The following is a 20,435-nucleotide window of genomic DNA, read 5'->3' as shown; positions in this document are numbered from 1 at the left end:
CATGCACTCTCTTTCATCATCCGCAATCATTTTGGATACAGTGGTGAAGTCAACGCTCCTGCTGGCGATTGCCTGGTGCGCGGCACTGATCCTGAAAAAACGCTCTGCCGCGACGCAGCACATGGTGCGGACGTTTGCGCTGGCCGCTCTGCTACTGCTTCCCTTCTCCGTGATGGTGGTGCCCACATGGCATATAAAGGGGCTGCCTCAATATCCCAACAGACGGCCTTCGACGCAAAATCTCTCTGGCCAGCAGCCCGTTATCCCGACTTCACCGATGACGGAACACAATGCTCCGGCAGCGGTTGCAGAGCCACTCGCATCGACACCTTCGCCTACTGCGGCTGTCCGTTCGCGAGTCAACCCTGAGTCTCACCGTGCAGGACACCAGCCAAAACGAACCGCCTCTGCCGACACGATGGCCGTTTCCAATTTCCCGACATCCGCGAGTACAGGTTCATTTGAGAAAACTCGGCCCGCCACATCCATAACAGAGTCTATCCCCTCTTTTCTGCCCAGGCTGCTCCTTGGCCTGTGGATCGCCGGTGCCTTGTTTTTCCTGGCACGTTGGCGTTTGAACGCCATGCGTCTGGCAGCTCTGGTACGTCGCGCTGCGGTGCTTACTGATTCAGGCTGGAACGCGCAGGTACGCGCGGTTTGCGCTGAACTGAGAATTGATCGCCACGTTGCTTTGCTGGTAAGCGGCGAAATTGAAGTGCCGATAACCACGGGTATCCTGTTCCCACGCATCGTGCTCTCGCTCGATTACCCGGAGTGGTCTCCGACGCGGCGCTCCGCCATTCTCAACCACGAACTGGCGCACATCAAACGGCTGGACGCATTCACGCAGGCGCTGGCGAATCTGGCAGCATCGTTGTATTGGTTCCATCCACTGGTGTGGCTCATGGTGCGCGCGATGCGCGCGGAGCGCGAACGCGCCTGTGACGATCATGTGCTCGCGGCGGGGACCAAAGCCTCAGACTACGCACATGAGTTGCTGGATATTGTTTCCGGATTGCGCGAACCTGAACTGGCAGCGGCGCTGGCCATGGCACGCAAATCACAATTGGAAGGGCGCGTTCTAGCGGTTCTCAATCCGGCTTTGCCGCGTGGATCAGTTTCCCGCAGGGCCGCTCTAGCTCTGGGTATATTGACGCTTTGCATTGTATTGCCTCTTTCGGCCATGCGGCCTGCATCGCAAAGCACTACGCCTTCCGCCAAGAATGGCAAAGCCAAGCCGAGTCCTGCCACGACTCCAGCCAGCGCACCCCGAGCGAACTATCCCTCCGCAGCCACGCCGGGCAACGGATCACAAGCGCCGGAAGCCAGGCCTTCTTTTGGCAGCGATTCCGAGCCCGCTGAACCAGCTGAAATAGCCGAGGCTCCTGAAGCTCCTGAGGCCCCTGAAGCGCCCGAGGCCGCCGAAGCTCCTGAAGCACCGGAGCCGCCTGCATTGCCTGCGTACCAAAGCGGTAGTGCACCGGCGGCCCCTGCACCTGCTGTTCCCGCAGTCCCCGGTGTTCCGGCAGTGCCAGCCGTACCAGCCGTGCCTGCAGTTCCGGGCGGAGATATCAGTGTTTGCGGAACGCGCGCCAAGCTCCACAACATGAGCATGGAGTCTAACAACGGCTATAAGCATTGGACAGCCAATTGGTCCGGCGGCAACTGCAGTCTTGATCTTCACGCTGAAGGCGAAGTGAAATTCAATGCGGAAGCCACAGACATTCAGAGCATTTCTCCCGGCGGCCTGTTTGAAGTAAATCTGCGCCAGGATGACACGCTGAAGCAGGTAAAAGTCACGCCATCCGCCAATGGCCTGCAATATGTTTACAAGGTCAATGGCAAGCAGCAACCGTTTGAAGGTGAAGCCAAGACCTGGTTCGCACAATTCCTTCTGGCATTGGAACGCAGCACCGGCTTTGCCGCCGATGCGCGCGTCCCCGCACTGCTGGCCAAGGGCGGGCCAAACGCTGTGCTGGACGAAATCAGCAATCTGCAATCTGACTACGTTCGTGGCATCTACTTCCGCAAGCTTCTGGAGCAACCCAAGCTGCCTTCACCGGTGGTGCAGCGCGTGATCAAGCAGGCTGGCGAACAGATCAGTTCGGATTACGAAATGGCCCGCGTTTTGATGACGGTGAGCAAGCAATATGACCTGCCTGACGAAGCTTCACGCACGGCCTTCCTTACCGCGGCCAACCACCTCAAGAGTGACTATGAGCATTCACGTGTGTTGATTGAACTACTGCACCGGCCCAACATTTCGAAGGAAAACGTCAGCATGGCGCTGAACTCAGCCGGCAGCATCAAGAGTGATTACGAAAAGTCGCGCATTCTGCTGTCGCTGCTCGACCAGAAGGCCTTTGATCAATCGCAGCTCGATTTCTACCTGAAGCTCGTATCGTCTATTCATTCCGACTATGAAAAATCGCGCGACCTTCTGGCTCCAATGCAGAAATACAAATTGACTGCGGACCAGACCAACCGAATCATGGACGCAACTACCAGTATTGGCTCTGACTATGAGAAGTCACGCCTGCTGCTGGGGCTGGCGAAACAGGGCAAATTTGATGAAGCGCAAATGGCGAACTACCTGAAAGTGGTCGATTCCATGAAATCTGACTATGAGCGTTCGCGCAGCCTGCTGGAATTGATGCAGAACAACAGCTTGAGCAGCGCGTCCATGACTAAAGCCATGCAGAACATGGCAAAAGCCGGAAATGACTATGAGAAGTCGCGTGTGCTCACCACGCTGCTCAAGGCCAACAAATTTGATGAAAGCCAGATGAATATCTATCTTGGCGTAACGGACTCCATGTCGAGCGATTATGAGCGCTCGCGCTGCCTGATCGCGCTGATGGAACACAACAAGCTGAACAACGATTCAGTTGGCAAAGTCCTCAATGCAGTCGGCCGTATCACGTCTGACTATGAGAAGGCGCGTGTACTCTCAACGGTGGCGCACTCCTATTCATTGGATGGTGCCTTGCGCGAAAGCTACATCAAAGCTGCGAACTCCATCCAGGGCGAATTCGAACGCAATCGCGCGCTGGCTGCTGTGGTGAAGAGGGCGACGCTGTAGGTCCAGCAATTAGTAATTGGCAATTGGCAATTGGCAATTAGCAATTAGCCTTTGTCCTGGTGAAGTGGCAGTTCGTGTCCCCGCAATATTCATTTTTGAAAGCAAAATGGATTTCTGTCGGGAATACGCGGATGCCACGATCTTAAGAGCCTAAGCCAATTGCTATTTGCTAAATTGCTAGCTGCTAACGATCGCAATCGCCCTTAACGGACTGCCCGATCCATTCACAATCTTCAGCGGCGCAGCAATCACGACTGCTCCGGTTGGCGGCAATTGATCAAGGTTGCACAACCCGGCCAGCCCAAATTTGCCACTACCGTGCATCACGTAATGATTAGGAAACGGTGGATCGAATGTCGCGGCGCGGCCAGCGTCCGTTCCGACCGTCTCAACGCCCACGCCCAGAACGTCTCGCTCTTTGGCCAGAAAGTCTGAGCATTCTTTCACAAATCCGGGAGTGTGGGGGCCGTCATCCTGCAGGTTGATGTATTGCTTGGGGTCAGTGCGAGCGGACCAGTCGGTGCGCAGCAGCATCCACGCGCCGGACGGAATACGCCCATATTTTCTTTCCCATTGCTGCACGCGTTCCACCGTTAGCAGAAAGTCAGGATTGCTCTTTACGTCGGCAGTCACGTCAATCACGCAGGCCGGGCCAACAAACTTTTTAGGATTTATCGTATCCACGCTGTTTTCCGGCAGGTCTTTGCCGCTCACCCAGTGGATGGGAGCGTCAAAATGCGTTCCCGTATGTTCGCCGGTTTCAAATCCGTTCCAATACCAGGCGGGACCGCGATCGTCATAATGCGAAAGCTCCCATATCTTGAATGCCGGCGTATTCGGCCATTGCGACGGCAGCGGCAGCAGCGGCGTCTGCGGACTAAGCGGCTGAGTGAGATCAACCACACGCAGAGCGCCGCTGTTGAGTTGGGTAACGAGTTCAGCAAGGACGTTTGCCATATGTGACTCCTCTTGCAAAACTAAAATCCACCACGGAGGCACGGAGACACAGAGAATAGCTTTTTGAAAACTGAAGAGCAAAATAAAAACATTTCGCGTCTGGTCAATTAGGAGCGATGAGCAATTCGTTAGCTTTTGCTTTCTCCGTGTCTCCGTGCCTCCGTGGTGAGCTTCTCGATATACCGCTTGAACTGAAACCGGTTTTCCAGCAACGCCAATTCCGTCACGTATCCTTTTGGCCCCACCGCCTCGACTTTTGCCACCATGGAAGTAAGATCATTGGTTCTTAACGCTTCGTCAAAAGCATGCTTGAACTCTTCGATTGTGCTAACGGTCTTGGTGCGCGCGATGCCGGATGCGCGAGCCACGCCTTCAAGGTCGCTGCCGGTAGAAGTAGCGGTGGGAAAGCCGCCGACAGAGAGCAGGCTCTCATTGTCAAAAACAACATGCACCAGATTCCTGGGGCGATAACGCGCCAGCGTCGTGTATCCGCCAAGGTTCATCAGGATGGAGCCATCGCCATCAAAGACCACGACTTTCTGTTGAGGAAGACAGAGCGCAAGGCCCAAGCCGGTGGACGATCCAAGTCCCATGGCATGTTGCAGGTAGAAAAAGTTCGGCTTGTGACCCAGCGACTGCAGCTCACATGCGACAGCGCCCATGATGGTAACAACCAAACAGTTTTCCAGTTGGTCATAGATCGCGCGCAGGCATTCAAGGCGCTGCATCATGCGGGCTCCTCCCACATGAGTTCACGCGTGAGCAGCAACGCAGCGGGATGCAAACTGGCATAGGCCCAAGTCTGGGCTTCAGCAATGCGCTTTTCTACTTTTGCGGGATCATCTAAAAATGAATATGGAATGCCCAATGCACGCAGCAGAGGCTCCGTCACACCGCCGCCCTGCGTCTGCCAGGGATCGCGCTCGCCAAAGTGGCCGCGATAGCTGATGAGCATCAGCAACGGAATGCGGTAGAGCTGCGCGAAAGAAACAATTCCGTTAATGCTGGCAAGGAAGCCGTGGTTCTGCATCAGCATGGCGGACTTCACGCCCGCAAAGTGTGCGCCCGCGGAAATTCCCACGCCTTCTTCTTCCTTGGCAAGACGTACCAGGATCATTTTGGGATCGTCTTCAGCCATGCGAATCAGGTGCACCAGCCACGTCTCAGGCAGAGCAGAGACAAGGCCGATGCCGCATTTCTTCAGCGCGTCGTAAACCACTCCGGAGTTGGCGAGAGAGACCGGCATTCAGGAAGGAAGTAGCTTAACAGGAAGTGGAAGCATTCGGGAAGATCGGAGATCAGCAGAGCTACCTAACTGCTAAAACGGCAGATGGAATTTTCTGGCAAGTCTGTGAATTTCCGGGTGAAACTCGTCGGCCAGATTGCTGGTGACAAAACCGGTCAATGCGAGCGCGCTGCGGGTGAATCCGTGCGAAGCGTTAGCATACGGATCCGGCAAATAGGCATTGCCGACAAAGCCGCCGGCAAACGCGCCAGCCACATTCGCCACAGCCAGCCGTGGATGCCCGGAGTCACTGCGATCAATCACAGCATAGCGGACCGCATTGGCGACTCGCGCAAAAAAATTCTTGTTTGTCGAGATAAAATATCGCGGGTCTTCATGCAGAATTGACGCAGCCACAAATTTTCCACCCTGCACAGACGCCCAGCTTGCCATAAAGTCGCCATAGTTGCGGGCAAAGCCGGGGAAACCCTGTCGCCATTCCGGCGGATAAGCCTTTGGCGGATTCGCCATGGTTAATCCGTCGTAAAACGCAGCCACCGGATAAATACCCGGCCGAAATGACTCGACGGCGAAGTAACGCAGCTTGTCTTTTACATTGAGCGGCCTGAAAGATGCTGGATCCCCTACGGTGCTGCTCTGATTGGTGGTCGCGCTGGAAGCAGTTCCCTTTTTTGCATCCGATGGAGGCAGAGGAGCGGATTTTGGATGACTGTCTTGATCCGCTGCCTGCGGTGCCTGTTGAGAGTTCGACGATTGAGGCTGAGTTCCCTGCCCGCACACCCGTTGCGAAAAGCTGTTAATGATCACGCACCACAATGCGCCTGCGAGCAGCAATCTCTTTGTCATCAGTTCCAATGGTATATCACGCAACTGCATACTGCATGCACGCTTGCTTGTGGGATAGATGGCGCACATCCCAATACGTCCACCGAATCGAGACCGTGCAAAAAGATTTCATCGATCTCAACCCAGTACTGTTGATCTCGCTAAATTCTCGCACTCCAGCAGAATTGCTTTCCCGATATAACTTCCGATTACACCGGTAAAGGCAAGCAGAGACTGCGCTAGAGCAGTGACCTATATCACAGCAAAGCAGTGTTGATGTGCACTAGATTGGCGGCTTCTGCAAAAACCAGGAAAATCGGGATCGCGGCGACAGGAAAACGTGGAGGGTTAAGGTTTATGCGCAGCTCCTACAGGTTGTTGCTGGCAGCCAGTCTAATAACTTTCTTATGCACCACGCCTTTGTTTGGCCAGCATGAATATGATGAGAACAGCAAACTCAACACGAACCTTGGCTTCCCCGTCACGGTACCTGCAGGCAGCACCTCTGAGTTTGTCACGTTCGGCACTGGCGTAGTTGCTGGCGCTGGATATAACTTCAATCGTTATAACGCATTTGTTGGCGAATTCATGTGGAACTGGCTGTATCCCACGGATGCCGCCCTGGGACCGTTGCGGACAGCTCTGCAATCCACGGATTTAAATGGCCACAGCAATCTTTTTTCGCTCACCGGCAACTACAAACTGGAAGCGCGCGGCAAGCGGGTTGGGGCTTATCTGATCGCCGGCGGAGGGGTTTATTACCGTAACGCAAGCTTCAGCAAAACCGTTACTCCGCCTGCCGGAACCACGTGTACTTCCGCCTGGACATGGTGGGGTTTTACCTGTTCATCCGGGACCGTGGTGGTGGCAACAACCCATACGGGTTTTTCTGACGCGGTTTTTGGCGGCAATGCCGGAGTTGGCTTCACCATTAAGGTCGGTGACACCCCACGATACCGCTTATACTTCGAGGCACGTTATCACTACATACCCAGCAGCACATTCATTACTCGTGTCATTCCTGTCACAACAGGAGTTCGCTTCTGATCACGGGACGATGCTGCGTAAATCTTCGGGCTTGACGGAAAATTGGATAGCAGAAGCACGATGGCAGAAACTCCACAAGGTATGTGTGGCGCCCGATGAGAGACGATCTAAGTTGGGAGCAGCCGTTTTGACCTTGGCTTCCTACCTCTTCTGCCAGCGAGAGAATTATGCCCCCTCAAACACTTCCCCTGCCTGTTCCGCCGGTCCAACCTCCCGATCAAAGAAGATTCGCGTTGGTGCCCTTTGCAAGCCTCAATTTGTGTACAGAAGGTTAAACTCTGGTGAAAAGTGCAGGGAGTATTACCAAAGTTATTGATTTGCGCCATCCTATTACCATAAGGTGACTGCAGCGGACGTTGTGCAGCCCTGTTTAGAGGCCGCCGCACCGCCGCATCAAGGAGGGCTTAGTGGCGCAATTTTTTGCTGGTTTGGCGCGGCTTGCGATGGGTACGGAGCTGCCGGTGCAAGTGGCAGCCGTGTGTTATCGGCTGAACGGCCCATCTGTGGAATTCCTGCTCGTAAATACCAGCTCAGGCAAATGGACTTTTCCCAAAGGCCGGCTGTGTCCCAGCCTGTCACCCAGTGAAAGCGCCTCGCGCGAGGCCTGGGAGGAAGCGGGCGTTAAAGGCAGGATTGAAAACAGTCATTTCGGACATTATCTGGACACCAAGCGCACACTAGGGCACGATTCCCTCACGCGGGAAGTTCGCATCGCAGCATTCCTTCTGGAGGTCCACAGCACGGAGGATCCGCAGGAAAGCGATCGCAATCCAACCTGGTTTTCCGCTCACCAGGCCAGAAAGCGCCTTGCAGAAGGTCGCCCCTCGCCGTACTCGAAGCAAATCGCGAGAATGATTGACGGTGCGCTAGACCAACTCACGGTGAAAAGCAGAAAGCAGACCGAATTTCTGGTTCGCATACAGGGACGGAGACGGCTGGCTTCCGCGCGATAAGCAACTTGCCGCGCTTCCTGACCTGCTCTTTCCGGTGCCTGGTCCGGATATCTGTTGGCGCAGAGCAAAGCCAAACTGTTAACCTAATGTTGTGCGATAAAGAGCTTTGCTGTGACTGCCAAACGTCCAATTCGCAAAGACTCTGGCCTGGTCCATTGGATGAACCAGGTCCCAAAGGAAGCGGACAAAGCTGCAGACGGCTTCGATAGCGAAGCAGTCCACGATCTTCGCGTTGCTCTCCGCAGATGCCGTTCCATGGCAGACGGGTTCCGCGCCATCGACCCGCACAAAGACTGGAAGAGGATGCGCCGGCAGGCTACGGCGCTATTTGACAACCTGGGTGCGTTGCGTGACTGCCACGTCATTACGGAATGGACACAGAAGCTCGGCCAGGCTGACGATCCGATCACACGACAACTTCTAGACCATCTGCGCAGGCAGGAAGCATCTTTACAAGAACAGGCTAAATCCGCGATTGATGTCTTTGATCGAAAACAATGGCAGAGTTGGACTCGCCAACTGGGCCAGCGTGCTCGACGCCTGCCGCTGGGATCGCACGTGTTTCAGGTGCTTGCCCTGGAGAAATTGATTGCTGCGCGAAGATTGGAAGCTGCTGCGCTGAAGTCGGGCAATGACATAGCGTTTCATAAGCTGCGTATCGGACTAAAGAAGTTTCGTTACGTGGTGGAAAACTTTTTGCCACAGCTGCACCACGAATGGAAAGCCGGGCTTAAACACATCCAGGACCTGCTGGGTGAAATCCATGATCTGGATGTAGTACGCGAGACGGTCTTGTCAGTATGCGCTTCCGCCGCGCCTGCGGCGCTGCAACGATGGGAAGAAGCTGTGGCGGCGGAGCGCCTGCAACGAGCCAATCTTTATTCCGAGGTTATGGTTGGAGAAAGCTCCTTGTGGCGCGTTTGGCGGTCCGCGCTGCCTCAAGGGAAAGCTGCGCGAGAGGCGTCGCTTAAAAGGCTGCAAGCCTGGTCCTCTTTCATGGATAGCGATTTGCAGCATAACCGCCGCGTTACCCGGTTCGCCATTCAAATTCATGACAGCCTGGCGCACCTGGGGCTGTTGAAGGGCGCCGACAAAAATTCACGCGAGCTGCTGAAAGCCGCCGCCATGGTGCATGAAGTTGGCAGGTTTGCCGGCGAAAAGAATCATCACAAAAGCACTCAGCAGATGGTCAGTAGTCTTGATCGCATCGTGGGATGGACGCGACTGGAAGTGATGACCATGGCCAGCGTAGCACGCTATCATCGCGGCGCCCTTCCTCAAGCCGCACGGTTGCGGGATATCCCCACCGCACAGCGGAAGATCATCATGCTGCTGGCCGGGATTCTGCGCCTGGCCAATGCTTTGGACGACGAGCGTGATGGCCAGATCAAGCGCATTAAAGTGAGTCACCACGCAAACTATATCTTGATACAGGCCCAAGGGCTGCGCCAGGACAACATGCTGGCAGAAAAGATTGCCGCAGGCCGTCACTTATTGGAAATGATCTGCGGCCTTCCTGTACTGGTGTGTCCCATGCCGAATCGCGCTGCTGCGAGGAGATCTCGCCCCTAGAACCGCAGCCTTTCTTCAGCATTGAAACAGCCTTGATTTCAGTGAACTTGGTTGGCAGCCAAGCTGGCAGCAATTTCAGCAAGCAGATGCGGCAGTTCCCGGCTTACATACAACTTGGGGATGAAAGCCAGAGCGCCGCTTTCCAGCGATGCTTCGCGCAGCTCTGCCGAGTCATATCCGGTGATAATAACAACACGCGTTGACGGAGAACGGCGGCGAATCAGTTCCATGGCTTTAAGACCGTTCACCAATGGCATATGGAAATCCATCAGAACGAGGTCAGGCCTTAGCCTTTCTACAGCCCGGAGCGCCTCGCTGGCGCCATTCGCGGTGGCAACCACTTCAACTGCCTTACACTGCGCGAGAAAACAGCATACGGTACGAATGAACCTGGGCGAATCGTCCACTATCATGGTGCGAATGTGACTGACATCAGCTGTCATCTTTGGCTCCAGTCAGCATCCCGTACAGTCCGCCCTGCATGGGACGATAAAGTCATGCGTGTCGATACACTGCCCGTGGCGTGTAGGAGCGCGAAACTTTAGAATTTCTAATGTCGCACTCCACTTCTAGTGGAAAATTGAAGCGGGCGCATCAGGTAGATTCCTGATTTTGAAAAAGGAAACTCCGGAAGACCCTAACTAGGCAACCGCGCCGGAAGAAGCTGCTTGGTCCTCGGGCACGGGCAGGCTGATTGAGATGATAGTACCCGAGGCATCAGAGCTGATATTCACGGTGCCTTTCAAGAGGCGTACACGCTCCCGTATGCTGCCAATGCCAACCCCCGCTTTGTCCTTGCCCGGCGGCATTCCCCTGCCCTGGTCTGCGATCTCCAGATTCAAAGACGAGCCTTGGCGAATCAGCAGGATATTGGCGGTTGAGCTATGGGAGTGGCGATGGACGTTGGAGAGCGACTCCTGCACAATGCGAAAGACCGCCAACTCCACGTCAAAGCCCAGCCTGTCCAATTCACCCTGTGTGGTCAGGGAGACGGCCACACCACTGCGTCTACTGAAGCCCTCCACATAACCGCGGAGAGTCCGGCTCAAGCCCAGTTCCTCAAGAAGCGGTGGGTGCAGTAGATAAGAAATTGTGCGCAGTTCGCTGGTGCTTTCGTCGATCAGCCGCATGCATTCTTCAATCACGGAACGGGTGGCGGGAGCGACATCAATCGAATCCAGAATAGGGGCCATATTCAGTGTGAGTGCAACCATGTTCTGAGTGGCGCCATCATGGAGTTCACGGGCCAGATTCCGGCGTTCCTCTTCCTGGACGCGCATCATGCGCCGGGAAAGGTCCTCCACCTGTTGCTCGGCTTCCTTGCGCTCGATGATCTCGTTTTGCAGTAACAGATTGCTTTGCTCCAGGTCAGCGGTCCTCTCTCGAACACGGAGTTCCAACTCGTCATGCGCCTTGCGGAGTTCCTCGGCGGCGCGTACCTCCTGGGTTATGTCGCTGCAAATGATGGTGAAAATTTTTTCCTCGCCAAGGTCGAGCCGTGACACTGAAGCCGTCATGGGAAACTCTGTTCCGTCTTTTCTCAGACCAAACACCCGCCGGCGTTTTGACATGTGCAAGCTCTGCTTTGCCGATTCTGAAAATTCTGCCACGTGCCGCGCGTGGGCCGTGTGGAAGTGCCCGGGGATCAATATATCGAGGGGCTGTCCCAACGCCTCCCTGGCGGAAAACCCAAAAATATTTTCGGCGGACTGGTTATACAGCGTGATGCGCATGTCCGCATCAGCCGAGATGATGGCTTCAGCAGAGATCGCCAGAATGCCGGCGAACCGGGCTTGCGACGCACGCAATGAAGCCTCAAAGCGCTTGCGTTCCCCGATCTCCGCTCTTAGCTTTTCCACCATTTGCGCAATCACTACCAGCAGCAGGCAGGCGCTCAGGCCAGCCAACAAAGTCACCATTGGCAGGTTGGAGCGCATTTCCCCCATTGCTTCCGGCTTGGACCAGACCTTCAAACGCCATGTCCGGCCCTGGAGAGGAACATCGATGGTTTGCGGCCATTCTTGTTCGTTCCTGGTTGTACTGCCATCCAGACGAAACGCCTCCATGCCGTTTTCTTCAATGGCGACGGAAAAATTCAGGCCTTTGATGTCCTCAAACATAGTGTCGAGAGAACGCTGGGCGTCAAAAGATGCGAGGACGAATCCCCGAAACTGTCCTTTTTGGTAGATCGGCACAACATTGAGCCATTGCTTCCGGCCGCCGGGCGACTTCAGCAAATTTGAGAGCGCCGGCTCTTTGGATCGCAACGCGCTTTGCAGCAAACTTTCACGCGTGCCGTTGCCGGGGAGAGGAGAAGTTTCTCCAGGGGATCTGACGATCCAGCGTTCCTGATATTTGGGATCAAGCCATTCAATGGCGAGGCAGCCGGGATGATGCTCAACATAGAGTCCGGCGAAAGCCATCCATTGATCGTAGTTGGGCTCATCGAACTCCCACATCTTCGCGAGCCGAACCTGCCCCAGCAGCCGTGCGTCCATGTCAGAGCGGAGATCGGCTGCGACCGCAGAAGCGGCGAGATGAGTCATCCTTTGAATATGGGCGCGCTCATTACCTACCGCCAGCCGCCAGCAGATAAGCGTGCCGGTCAGGCTGATGAACAATACGGCCAATACTAATTTCGATGCCACGGGCCCAGTGGCACTCCGATCCTGGCCCATGCAGCAGCTCCCTCCAAAGGGGGTGATTGATTGAGTGTTTCGACTATTGAGAGGAAGAGATAGTCGTCCGTCGTCTGAGGCCTTGATGTTTTCGTTTCTCAGGCAGCCAGGAACACTTGGAACGAAAGGCTGCGCGCCCCAGAGCTATACCCTTAATATAACGCTGATTTGGCGCTTCAAGTATTAGAAAGTGATTAGAAACACATTAGAGATTCTAATGTGTAGCAAACCTAATTAGCGGTGGCTGGGCGCTACTTTGTGCTGATTCGCGGCTGAAACCATTCATTCCAATCGTTCAATCAGCAGGGTTGGTTGTGGTCAAGCCTAGAGATTTAAAAGGTTTTGATGAGAGGATTCTTGCGCTTGGGTGTAAGCTGCAAAGCAGCTTATCCCAGGTGTAAAGCGAGGCGGAGACCCCATTTTTATCTAGTTCGTTCCGGTCGCATAAGAGGTGTGCGTAGATGGCAGTTCGAGTGGTGCTGGCTGACGATCATGAGATAGTCCGTCAAGGGCTACGTGTGCTCCTGGAGCGGGAAGGGTTTCAAGTGGTTGGCGAGGCTTCTGATGGCCACGATGCATTGAAGCTATGTGACGCGAACCATCCAGAAGTTGCGATCCTGGATTTGTCCATGCCGCTGCTGAACGGAGTGGACGCCGCGCGCGAGATCATGAAATCCAATCCGCGCACCAAAGTTGTGCTGCTCACCATGCATACGGAAGATCACCTGATTCTGGAGAGCTTGCGCGCAGGGGTGACCGGATACGTGCTTAAAACAAAGGCCGCAAGCGAGTTGGTGCAGGCATTGCGCGCCGTTTGCCGGGGCGAGATGTTTTTGACGCAGAGCATCTCCCGCACGATTGTCCAGGCGTTTTTGCAGAACGCGCCGGTGCCGGGCAATCCCATCAGTGACCGTGAGCGACAGGTGCTGCAACTGGTTGCGGAGGGAAAAACCACCAAGGAAATTGCTTCGCTGCTGGGAATCAGCGTCAAGACTGCTGAATCACACCGTTCCAATCTGATGGATAAACTCAACATCCATGACACCGCGGGGTTGGTCCGTTACGCCATACGAATCGGATTAATTGAATCTTAAGATCGCCGCCTATCTCTATCCCAACTGAACCACTGTTTATTACCGCCGTCAGAACCTGAAAATTCAGGAAACAACCCCTTCGACCCTCCTTAATCAGGGATTGAACCACCCCAAAATGCCAACATCACCGGATGGCCCGCATTTCAACTGTGAGCCATGCTGCTCAAGTCTTGATGTCCTGTATTCCGGCCACGTATGAGCTAGCTGCGTGAATGCCAGCAAAAGGTATTCCTGGAGCCAGCTTACAAACGTGAATTTCAAACGGGCCAAGATACGAGTCGACTGGAGTGAGATATGAAAAGTTACACAAGAAATACACCTTTCCGTTTTGCCACCGTCCTGCTTTTCAGCCTTCTGGTTATGGCAAGTGTCGCTGGCGCGCAGTTACCGGTTCCATCATCGTCGCAGTTTGACATTACAGGGTTCATCCAGTCGGCTACGCTGGGCGGACCGGGAACAGGCGCCGGAACTGGCGCGCACCAAGGCGGCGTTATCACCGTTAATGGCCATGTGGTCACGGTACCGTCGGAAACCATAGTAATCCTGCCAGCAAATGCGCTGACGTGGCAGGAGCTTTTCGCACAAGCCCCCGCTCCATACACAGGCGTGGCAACCGGCATGGCGCTGGCCGACGTTCCTGCGCCCCTCACAACTTATGAGGCGCGCATTGTCGGCAACCGCGTAATAGGCGGCCCGGGTGGCGCTGATGTTTACATTGCCGGACTGATTTGGATTTCACAACAGGCCCTGAATAATGGCCAGGGGTTCATCAACTGCATTAACTACGCCACGGGCGAAATTCGTGTCGGTGGCGCCATCGGCAATTGCGCGGCCGGCACTCGTATTCGGCTCAACGATCCAGCAGTAGGCCTTACCGGTACAGGCCGTTACGGCCGTGCGGTAACCCCTGACAAGCGCTTCATGGTGGACCAGGATAATCCAACGGTAAGAAGCGTTTCAGGCTTTCCTATGTGCATACCCCGCGTTCTGGCCGATCCACAAATTCCAGGAAATCCGGACGATCCACTATGTCCGCTGACTCAGCGGCCCATCTCCGTTGCCGGCAATCCACCGGTCTTTCTAACGCTCTACACGATGAACAATCCGGTAACGCTTCCTGGCGTGCCACCCGATCCCACGATACAAGCCCCGTTTGAAGTTGGCGACTATGTGACGTTCGCGGGAACGCTGGTGCAGGATGCCACTCCCGCTACCCCGACCGCCGGCCCGTGGCCTGGAATCGCAAACACTTATATTTCCGCACATACCATCGTTAACAACGTTGGCATTTACACCTGGGCGGGAACCAGTCCAGCTTATGTGGCGATTGACGTTTCCTTTATCGGCACTGGCGGATTGACGGTGATAGGCGCCAATGAAGCGGCGATCATGACCCGCTTCGAAGGCTTCAGCACTGATACAAGCCGGGTCGTCCATTTGTACGGCATCGATCTGAATCCATCAACCGGCGCCCCGAGCGACCGCGACTGGGGCACCATCGGCGTGGATCCCGGCCCCACCATAGGCGCAGCTACGGGACGGTGGCGCTATCGCCCACCCTGCGGTTTGACCGTGCCAACCCCATCCAATTTCAAGGATTGCACTCCTCCACCAAGCAACAGCTACCTGCCACCCACGCGCGAAGTGCGCGCGGTAGTGGAAGGCGCATGGACACCGGGTGGACCACAAACCACGTATGCCAATGGCATCATCGCCGGACAGTATCACGCTCCCATGGCAGACTACCGCTTCCCGGAAAACCTGCCGGGAAAACCGGTAGTAGAAAACAACTTCAACAGCATCCCATTCCTGGCGGCAGGTGGCTATACGTCCTCAGCGGGTACGCTGGTGAAAGTACTTGATCCATGGCCCAGCAGCACTCCGCCACCACCACCGCCCTGCACCGTGGCGCCCGTGGCTGTAACCGGCGGACCTTATACTGATTCCTCTGGTGGATCGATTACTCTGAACGGCAGCGCCGTTACTGCCGATACACCCGTAACGTTCCTGTGGACCGCAGCAGCGGGAACTTTCTCCAATCCAAACATAGCGAATCCGGTTTACACAGCGCCCACAGTCGGAACATTAACGAATGTTGGCCTGACGCTGACAGTTACAACCTGCGGTGGAACCGGCGTCTCCGGCACTATCGTCGCCGTGAATGGGGCATCCGCTCCCACGGTTAACCATGTAGCGCCGCTCACACTGTTCTCTGGCGCGGCAGGCAACTTGGCCGTTACCGGATCTGATCCCAATGTACCAGCTGCGGTTCCGCTGTTCTTTGCTGCCACTCAGGCGGGCGTGCCTGCCCTGAATAACTTCACCGTGACCCAGGGACCGAACCCGCCGGGAACGAGTGCAACCATAACTTTCAACGCTCCTGTACTTCCTCTTGGCCAGGTAACTACGTCCGTGGTTAATCTCACGATTACGGCAACAAATACGGCCAACCTGGTTTCAGCGCCGGAATTCACGTCGGTCACAGTCACGCCGCTGCCCGATCTCATCACGCCCACGTCGGCGCAATACCGCGTCAACAACAAGCGGCTGATCATTACCGCGAATTCCTCAGTGGTCAGTCCAAACGTGAACTTGTTCCTGCAGTCCTATGTGACGACTACTGGGACCACCTATAACCCAGATCCCGCAGCAGGTGGAGCAGGCAATCTCTTTACCAATAACGGCGCGGGCGCTTACACCATCACCCTGAACGGAGTACCAGAGCCCGCCTGCGGCAATCCCGCTGGTAACACGACTCCCTGTCCGACCAAGTCGCTGGACGTAAAGTCCAACCTGAATGGCGATAGCGGAGGCTTTGCACTTACCAAAATTCAATAACCCAACACCTAACCAGGATTGCCGAGCTAAACGGCTCGGCAGTCCTGATTCATCAAGGCTGACAACTACCCCGCAGAGAGAGATTCCCGATGAAACGTAGAGTTCTCATTCCGGAAAACGCACATAGCACACGCCCTGCAGATGCAAGTTTGTTCGATGCTAACGCGTGCCGGCTCCGCGAAGAGAAAATTGATTTCGTCTGCCTGGATAGTCGAGCGACAAAATCATTAAATCACTCTAATCCAGTGACCGCCGTCACAGACAGCGACAATCTCACGTTGGTAATGTGCAGCTACTCTGCAGGTTCGATTTTTGAATTTGCAGCAGGCTCTTCTTCCGGGGAAATTCAAGTTGATTCACGCCCGAGTCTCAACCAAGCTAACTTTCCTGGAAGAAGCCCCAAGTTTAGAAAATTGGAGATGTGCCGAAAATGGCAGCCGACATCGGGCCCTGTCGCGAACAAAGAATTTTTCAGCAGTATCCAGTGCAGCAAGCACCAAGTCCTGATTCACAGTCAATTATCTGAAAACGGCAACCAGCGCGTTTCAGGTTTACCTGCTTCCGGCAGCACACGCATTTAACCCAATAACCCCAGCCGAGCTGATGAGAAACAGACTTGGCAATCCCTTCCGGGTGGGTGATGAAAGACACAGGCGGGCGGCGAGAAATCGCAGCCGGCACATTCAAGCAGACAAGCTCTGCAAAAGACGGAGAGCAGCCACCATGAATTATAGAGAAGATGGATTTTTCCTTCCGGAAAATGCGTCCAAAGCCAGGGTTCGAGAGGCAGAGAACGCGCGCAGGAACCGCGCAGAGATCGTGAAAGCACATTCTCAGGGGCAGGTTACCCGGCGCGACCTCATAAAATGGGGTCTCATCACAACCGGCGGCCTTTTAGCGCCAATCCACGGCCTCAACCCATTCGTCAGCAGCGCCTATGGCAGCATTCCCACTGGCGCAAACCCCAGCCCGCTGTTTGGCGCGCAGCCTTTCACTCAGGCCATGGGGCGCTTTGATGTTCTGCCGCGGCTCGCGCCCACGGCGCTGAATCCACTGGCGCAGGCTTCATCCAACCAGACACAGCAGCCCGTTGACCCGCTATTAGGTGGCGGAACTGGCCCAATTGAAGGTCGTCCTCCGGGAGACACCTGGGCGCACCAGTCGTTTAACCAGTTCCCCCCGGCAGTTGCCTACGTTGCAACGCAGGAAGGTGCCAAAGCAAATACTGTTTACAATCCTCAAGTCACGTCCGACTTCAATTCCGGCATCAACCCAGCCAACCCGATTCCATTGAAGTTCCACCCGCTTATGCCCGTCCAGAACGTCAACTCAGTGTGGACTTTCAACGGAACCATTCCACCCAAGCTGGTCCTGGGCAAGTACAGCGAGCCGATCCTCTTCCGTCATTTCAACAGGCTGCCCGCGGATGTCACCCAGAACAACGGCTTTGGCCGCAATACGATCAGCACTCATGAGCACAACGGACATCACGGCGCGGAGAATGACGGCTTTACCGGCGCGTTCTTCTTCCCCAACCAGTTCTATGACTATCACTGGCCGATCAAGCTGGCTGGCTTCACCTCAATCAACACCGGCGCAACTGACCGCAGGGCCAGCACTCCCGACGGCAGCGGCGGCCTGACCAATATCCCGGGTGACTGGCGCGAGACCATGAGCACGCACTGGTTCCATGACCACATGTTCAGCTTCACTTCACAGAACGTGTACAAGGGCAATGCTGCCATGTTCAACATCTATAGCGGCCTGGACCGCGGCAATGAGTTGATCAATGACGGCGTGAACCTGCGCTTGCCTTCCGGCAGCCTCAAGGACTTCGGAAACCTGGAGTATGACGTGAACCTGATGGTGGCCGACAAAGCCTTTGACGCCACCGGACAAATGTACTTTGACATCTTCGACTTCGACGGCTTCCTGGGCGATGCGATGACCGTGAACCTGTTTTACAAGCCGTATTTCGAAGTGGAGCACCGCAAGTACCGCTTCCGCATCCTGAACGCCAGCGTGTCGCGGTTCTTCAAAATCTGCTGCGTAGATGCCAACGGCACCGCCGTGCCGATCACACAGATCGCCAACGACGGCAATCTATTGCCAAACCCTGTGGTGCTCACCCAACTGGATGAGCAGGGCATCGCCGAAAGGTACGACATCGTCATCGACTTTACCGCCAATAAGGCCAAAGTCGGCGACAAATTCTGGCTCGTGAACCTCTGCGAACACCAGGACGGCAAGAAGCCTTCCGCGGACCTGTCCATTGCGGACGCACTCGCGGGCAAATCCAACGATCCCTGCATCGGCAAGTTCCTGGAGTTCCGTATTGTGCGGAATCCAAAGACTGCCGACAAGAGTGTAGTACCCAACGTCTTGATTCCCAACCCCGACCTCTCGAACATCCCAGTGTCGCGCACTCGCGTGTTTGAGTTCAACAGCGGAGCAAACCAGAACCTGTCCAACCCGGATACGTGCTACCTCACCGGCGCTGGCGGGCAGTCAGGCCCTTGGGGCATCAAAACGGACCAGCAGGGGAGCACGCAGGATGCGTGCTTCGGCCGCATCTCGGCGTTGCCGCAATATGGCACGCGCGAGGTCTGGGAACTGCGCAATGGTGGCGGCGGATGGGACCATCCCATTCACATCCACTTTGAAGAAGGCCAGGTCCTGGCCCGCAACGGCAGCGCTGCGAACGTGCCGGCGTGGGAAAAGGGCCGCAAGGACGTATATCGTCTGCGTCCAAGCGGCAGCGTAACCATTACCATGCAGTTCCGCGATTGGGGCGGCATGTTCATGGAGCACTGCCACAACACAGTCCATGAGGACAACGCCATGCTGCTGCGCTGGGAGACCAAGGGATTGGGAACTCCGTTCCTGTCTCCGCTCCCGACGCCCATCTGCACGCCGCAGGGTGTCACCTTCATACCGCCGGATGAAATCCTTCCGACGGCCTGAAGAGCCGCTGGCTAAGGCGTAACAGGAAATCCGGCAGACCGTCTGCGTTGCCCTTCACTTCCCGCACAAAAGTGACTGGCAGCGTGGGACGGCCCGCCGGGTTCTTCAAGAGTCCGAATGAACCGTGAAAGGAGCAGTACGATGCGACCGAAGAGTTGGGCAAGTCTTGCCGGCGTGGCCGCCATGATTTTTGCGTCCACAATTCTTATTTCTTTTGGCCCCGCCCCGGCGGCCGCCTATGAAAACCACTGGGGAGCCAATTATTTTCCTAACGTTGAACTAACTGACCAATTTGGCCGCAAGCTGCATTTTTATGACGATCTGCTCAAGGGCAAGACCGTGGCCATTGAACAGTTCTATACCCACTGCATAGACATCTGTCCTCTGGAAACCGCGCGCCTGGCCCAGGTGCAGAAGATGCTCGGCGACCGCGTGGGCAAAGATATCTTTTTTTATTCCATCAGCATTGATCCTAAACGCGACACTCCGGCGGCCATGAAGGAATATGCCGACACATACCACGCCGGCCCCGGCTGGCTCTTCCTTACTGGCAAGAAAGAAGACATCACGCTCATCAACAAGAAGCTTGGGTTTCAAGACCCCATTCCGGGTGACCGCGATGGCCACTCGGCTCATCTGCTGCTGGGCAATGAAGCTACCGGACAGTGGCTGCGCAACAATGCCCTGGATAACCCGCGCTTCCTGGCCATCATGATTGGTGACTGGATGAATAGCTGGACCAGCACCAAAAAGATGACATCGGGCAAGAGCTATGCCGATGCGCCTGCTGTCAAATACGACGATCATGGCAAATATGTCTTCTTCACGCAATGCGCGGCCTGCCACACCATTGGTGGCGGAGAATCCATTGGTCCGGACCTGAAGGGCCTAACGAAGATCCGCGATCCCCAGTGGCTCCGGAAAATCGTCCAGGTGCCGGAGGAACTGCTGGACAATGGCGATCCGCTGGCCAATGCCTTGTTGAAAAAATACAAAGATGTGCGCATGCCAAACCTGCATTTCGATGCTGCGACCACGGAGCTGCTGATCGGCTATATGGAAAAGCAATCAGCTGTTGCAGCGCCGACAACCGAGGCACCCATGCCAGAGCAACCAAGATGAATTGTTGAGAAGTGCCGGCGGAAAAGCTGGTTCAATCCCCACTCACCAGCCACGCCG

The 20,435-nt window shown here is 55.5% G+C and carries 15 protein-coding genes; 9 read left to right on the top strand and 6 right to left on the bottom strand.

Annotated elements, in window-relative coordinates; genetic code table 11:
* Position 1: 1 nt before the first annotated feature.
* Positions 2-3,082 (top strand): hypothetical protein, encoded by a 3,081-nt coding sequence (locus tag LAO76_08145; GenBank protein MBZ5490886.1) that lies wholly within the window; start codon positions 2-4, stop codon positions 3,080-3,082.
* A 177-nt stretch (positions 3,083-3,259) separates the two neighbouring features.
* Here LAO76_08145 and LAO76_08140 read toward each other — a convergent pair whose 3' ends face one another.
* The 4 genes from LAO76_08140 to LAO76_08125 all read right to left on the bottom strand — a co-directional run bounded on the left by LAO76_08140 (position 3,260) and on the right by LAO76_08125 (position 6,131).
* Entirely contained in the window at positions 3,260-4,039 is a 780-nt protein-coding gene (locus tag LAO76_08140) for a cyclase family protein (protein MBZ5490885.1), read from the bottom strand.
* A gap of 128 nt (positions 4,040-4,167) precedes the next feature.
* On the bottom strand, positions 4,168-4,767 hold the full coding sequence (locus tag LAO76_08135) for a thiamine pyrophosphate-binding protein (GenBank protein ID MBZ5490884.1): 600 nt from the start codon (positions 4,765-4,767) through the stop codon (positions 4,168-4,170).
* Positions 4,767-5,285, bottom strand: coding sequence for a sulfopyruvate decarboxylase (locus LAO76_08130; GenBank protein ID MBZ5490883.1), 519 nt, complete (start codon positions 5,283-5,285; stop codon positions 4,767-4,769). The genes LAO76_08135 and LAO76_08130 overlap by 1 nt, the downstream gene beginning before the upstream one ends.
* Before the next feature lie 72 nt (positions 5,286-5,357).
* Positions 5,358-6,131: a hypothetical protein gene (locus LAO76_08125; protein ID MBZ5490882.1), complete on the bottom strand. Its 774-nt coding sequence runs from the start codon at positions 6,129-6,131 to the stop codon at positions 5,358-5,360.
* 336 nt (positions 6,132-6,467) lie between these two features.
* Between LAO76_08125 and LAO76_08120 the strand changes: the two genes are divergently transcribed.
* The 3 genes from LAO76_08120 to LAO76_08110 all read left to right on the top strand — a co-directional run bounded on the left by LAO76_08120 (position 6,468) and on the right by LAO76_08110 (position 9,682).
* Positions 6,468-7,157, top strand: a complete 690-nt coding sequence (locus tag LAO76_08120; protein ID MBZ5490881.1) for an outer membrane beta-barrel protein — start codon at positions 6,468-6,470, stop codon at positions 7,155-7,157.
* Positions 7,158-7,564: 407 nt separating this feature from the next.
* Positions 7,565-8,110, top strand: coding sequence for an NUDIX domain-containing protein (locus tag LAO76_08115; protein MBZ5490880.1), 546 nt, complete (start codon positions 7,565-7,567; stop codon positions 8,108-8,110).
* Positions 8,111-8,221: 111 nt separating this feature from the next.
* Entirely contained in the window at positions 8,222-9,682 is a 1,461-nt protein-coding gene (locus tag LAO76_08110) for a CHAD domain-containing protein (GenBank protein MBZ5490879.1), read from the top strand.
* A 38-nt stretch (positions 9,683-9,720) separates the two neighbouring features.
* On the opposite strand, the gene LAO76_08105 is transcribed toward LAO76_08110, so the two are convergent.
* Together LAO76_08105 and LAO76_08100 are read right to left on the bottom strand one after the other, a co-directional pair.
* Complete coding sequence (locus tag LAO76_08105; GenBank protein ID MBZ5490878.1) at positions 9,721-10,125, bottom strand: response regulator transcription factor; 405 nt, start codon at positions 10,123-10,125, stop codon at positions 9,721-9,723.
* Positions 10,126-10,323: 198 nt separating this feature from the next.
* Positions 10,324-12,330, bottom strand: coding sequence for a PAS domain-containing sensor histidine kinase (locus tag LAO76_08100; protein ID MBZ5490877.1), 2,007 nt, complete (start codon positions 12,328-12,330; stop codon positions 10,324-10,326).
* A gap of 491 nt (positions 12,331-12,821) precedes the next feature.
* Here LAO76_08100 and LAO76_08095 point away from each other — a divergent pair, with 491 nt between their 5' ends.
* From LAO76_08095 to LAO76_08075, 5 genes are all read left to right on the top strand, one after another.
* The gene (locus LAO76_08095; GenBank protein MBZ5490876.1) at positions 12,822-13,454 is read left to right on the top strand and encodes a response regulator transcription factor; all 633 of its coding nucleotides are present in this window, start codon (positions 12,822-12,824) and stop codon (positions 13,452-13,454) included.
* A 294-nt stretch (positions 13,455-13,748) separates the two neighbouring features.
* On the top strand, positions 13,749-16,292 hold the full coding sequence (locus LAO76_08090) for a hypothetical protein (protein ID MBZ5490875.1): 2,544 nt from the start codon (positions 13,749-13,751) through the stop codon (positions 16,290-16,292).
* Between the two features lie 89 nt (positions 16,293-16,381).
* The gene (locus tag LAO76_08085; protein ID MBZ5490874.1) at positions 16,382-16,873 is read left to right on the top strand and encodes a hypothetical protein; all 492 of its coding nucleotides are present in this window, start codon (positions 16,382-16,384) and stop codon (positions 16,871-16,873) included.
* 142 nt (positions 16,874-17,015) lie between these two features.
* Complete coding sequence (locus tag LAO76_08080) at positions 17,016-19,256, top strand: multicopper oxidase domain-containing protein (GenBank protein ID MBZ5490873.1); 2,241 nt, start codon at positions 17,016-17,018, stop codon at positions 19,254-19,256.
* 141 nt (positions 19,257-19,397) lie between these two features.
* A complete protein-coding gene (locus LAO76_08075; GenBank protein MBZ5490872.1) occupies positions 19,398-20,378 on the top strand; it encodes an SCO family protein in 981 nt (326 codons plus the stop codon).
* The last annotated feature ends 57 nt before the right edge of the window (positions 20,379-20,435 follow it).

Source organism: Terriglobia bacterium, from assembly GCA_020072645.1.
GTDB lineage: Bacteria > Acidobacteriota > Terriglobia > Terriglobales > Acidobacteriaceae > Angelobacter.
Note: the sequence above shows the minus strand (reverse complement) of the source record. Positions and strands in the feature narration are given on the sequence as shown.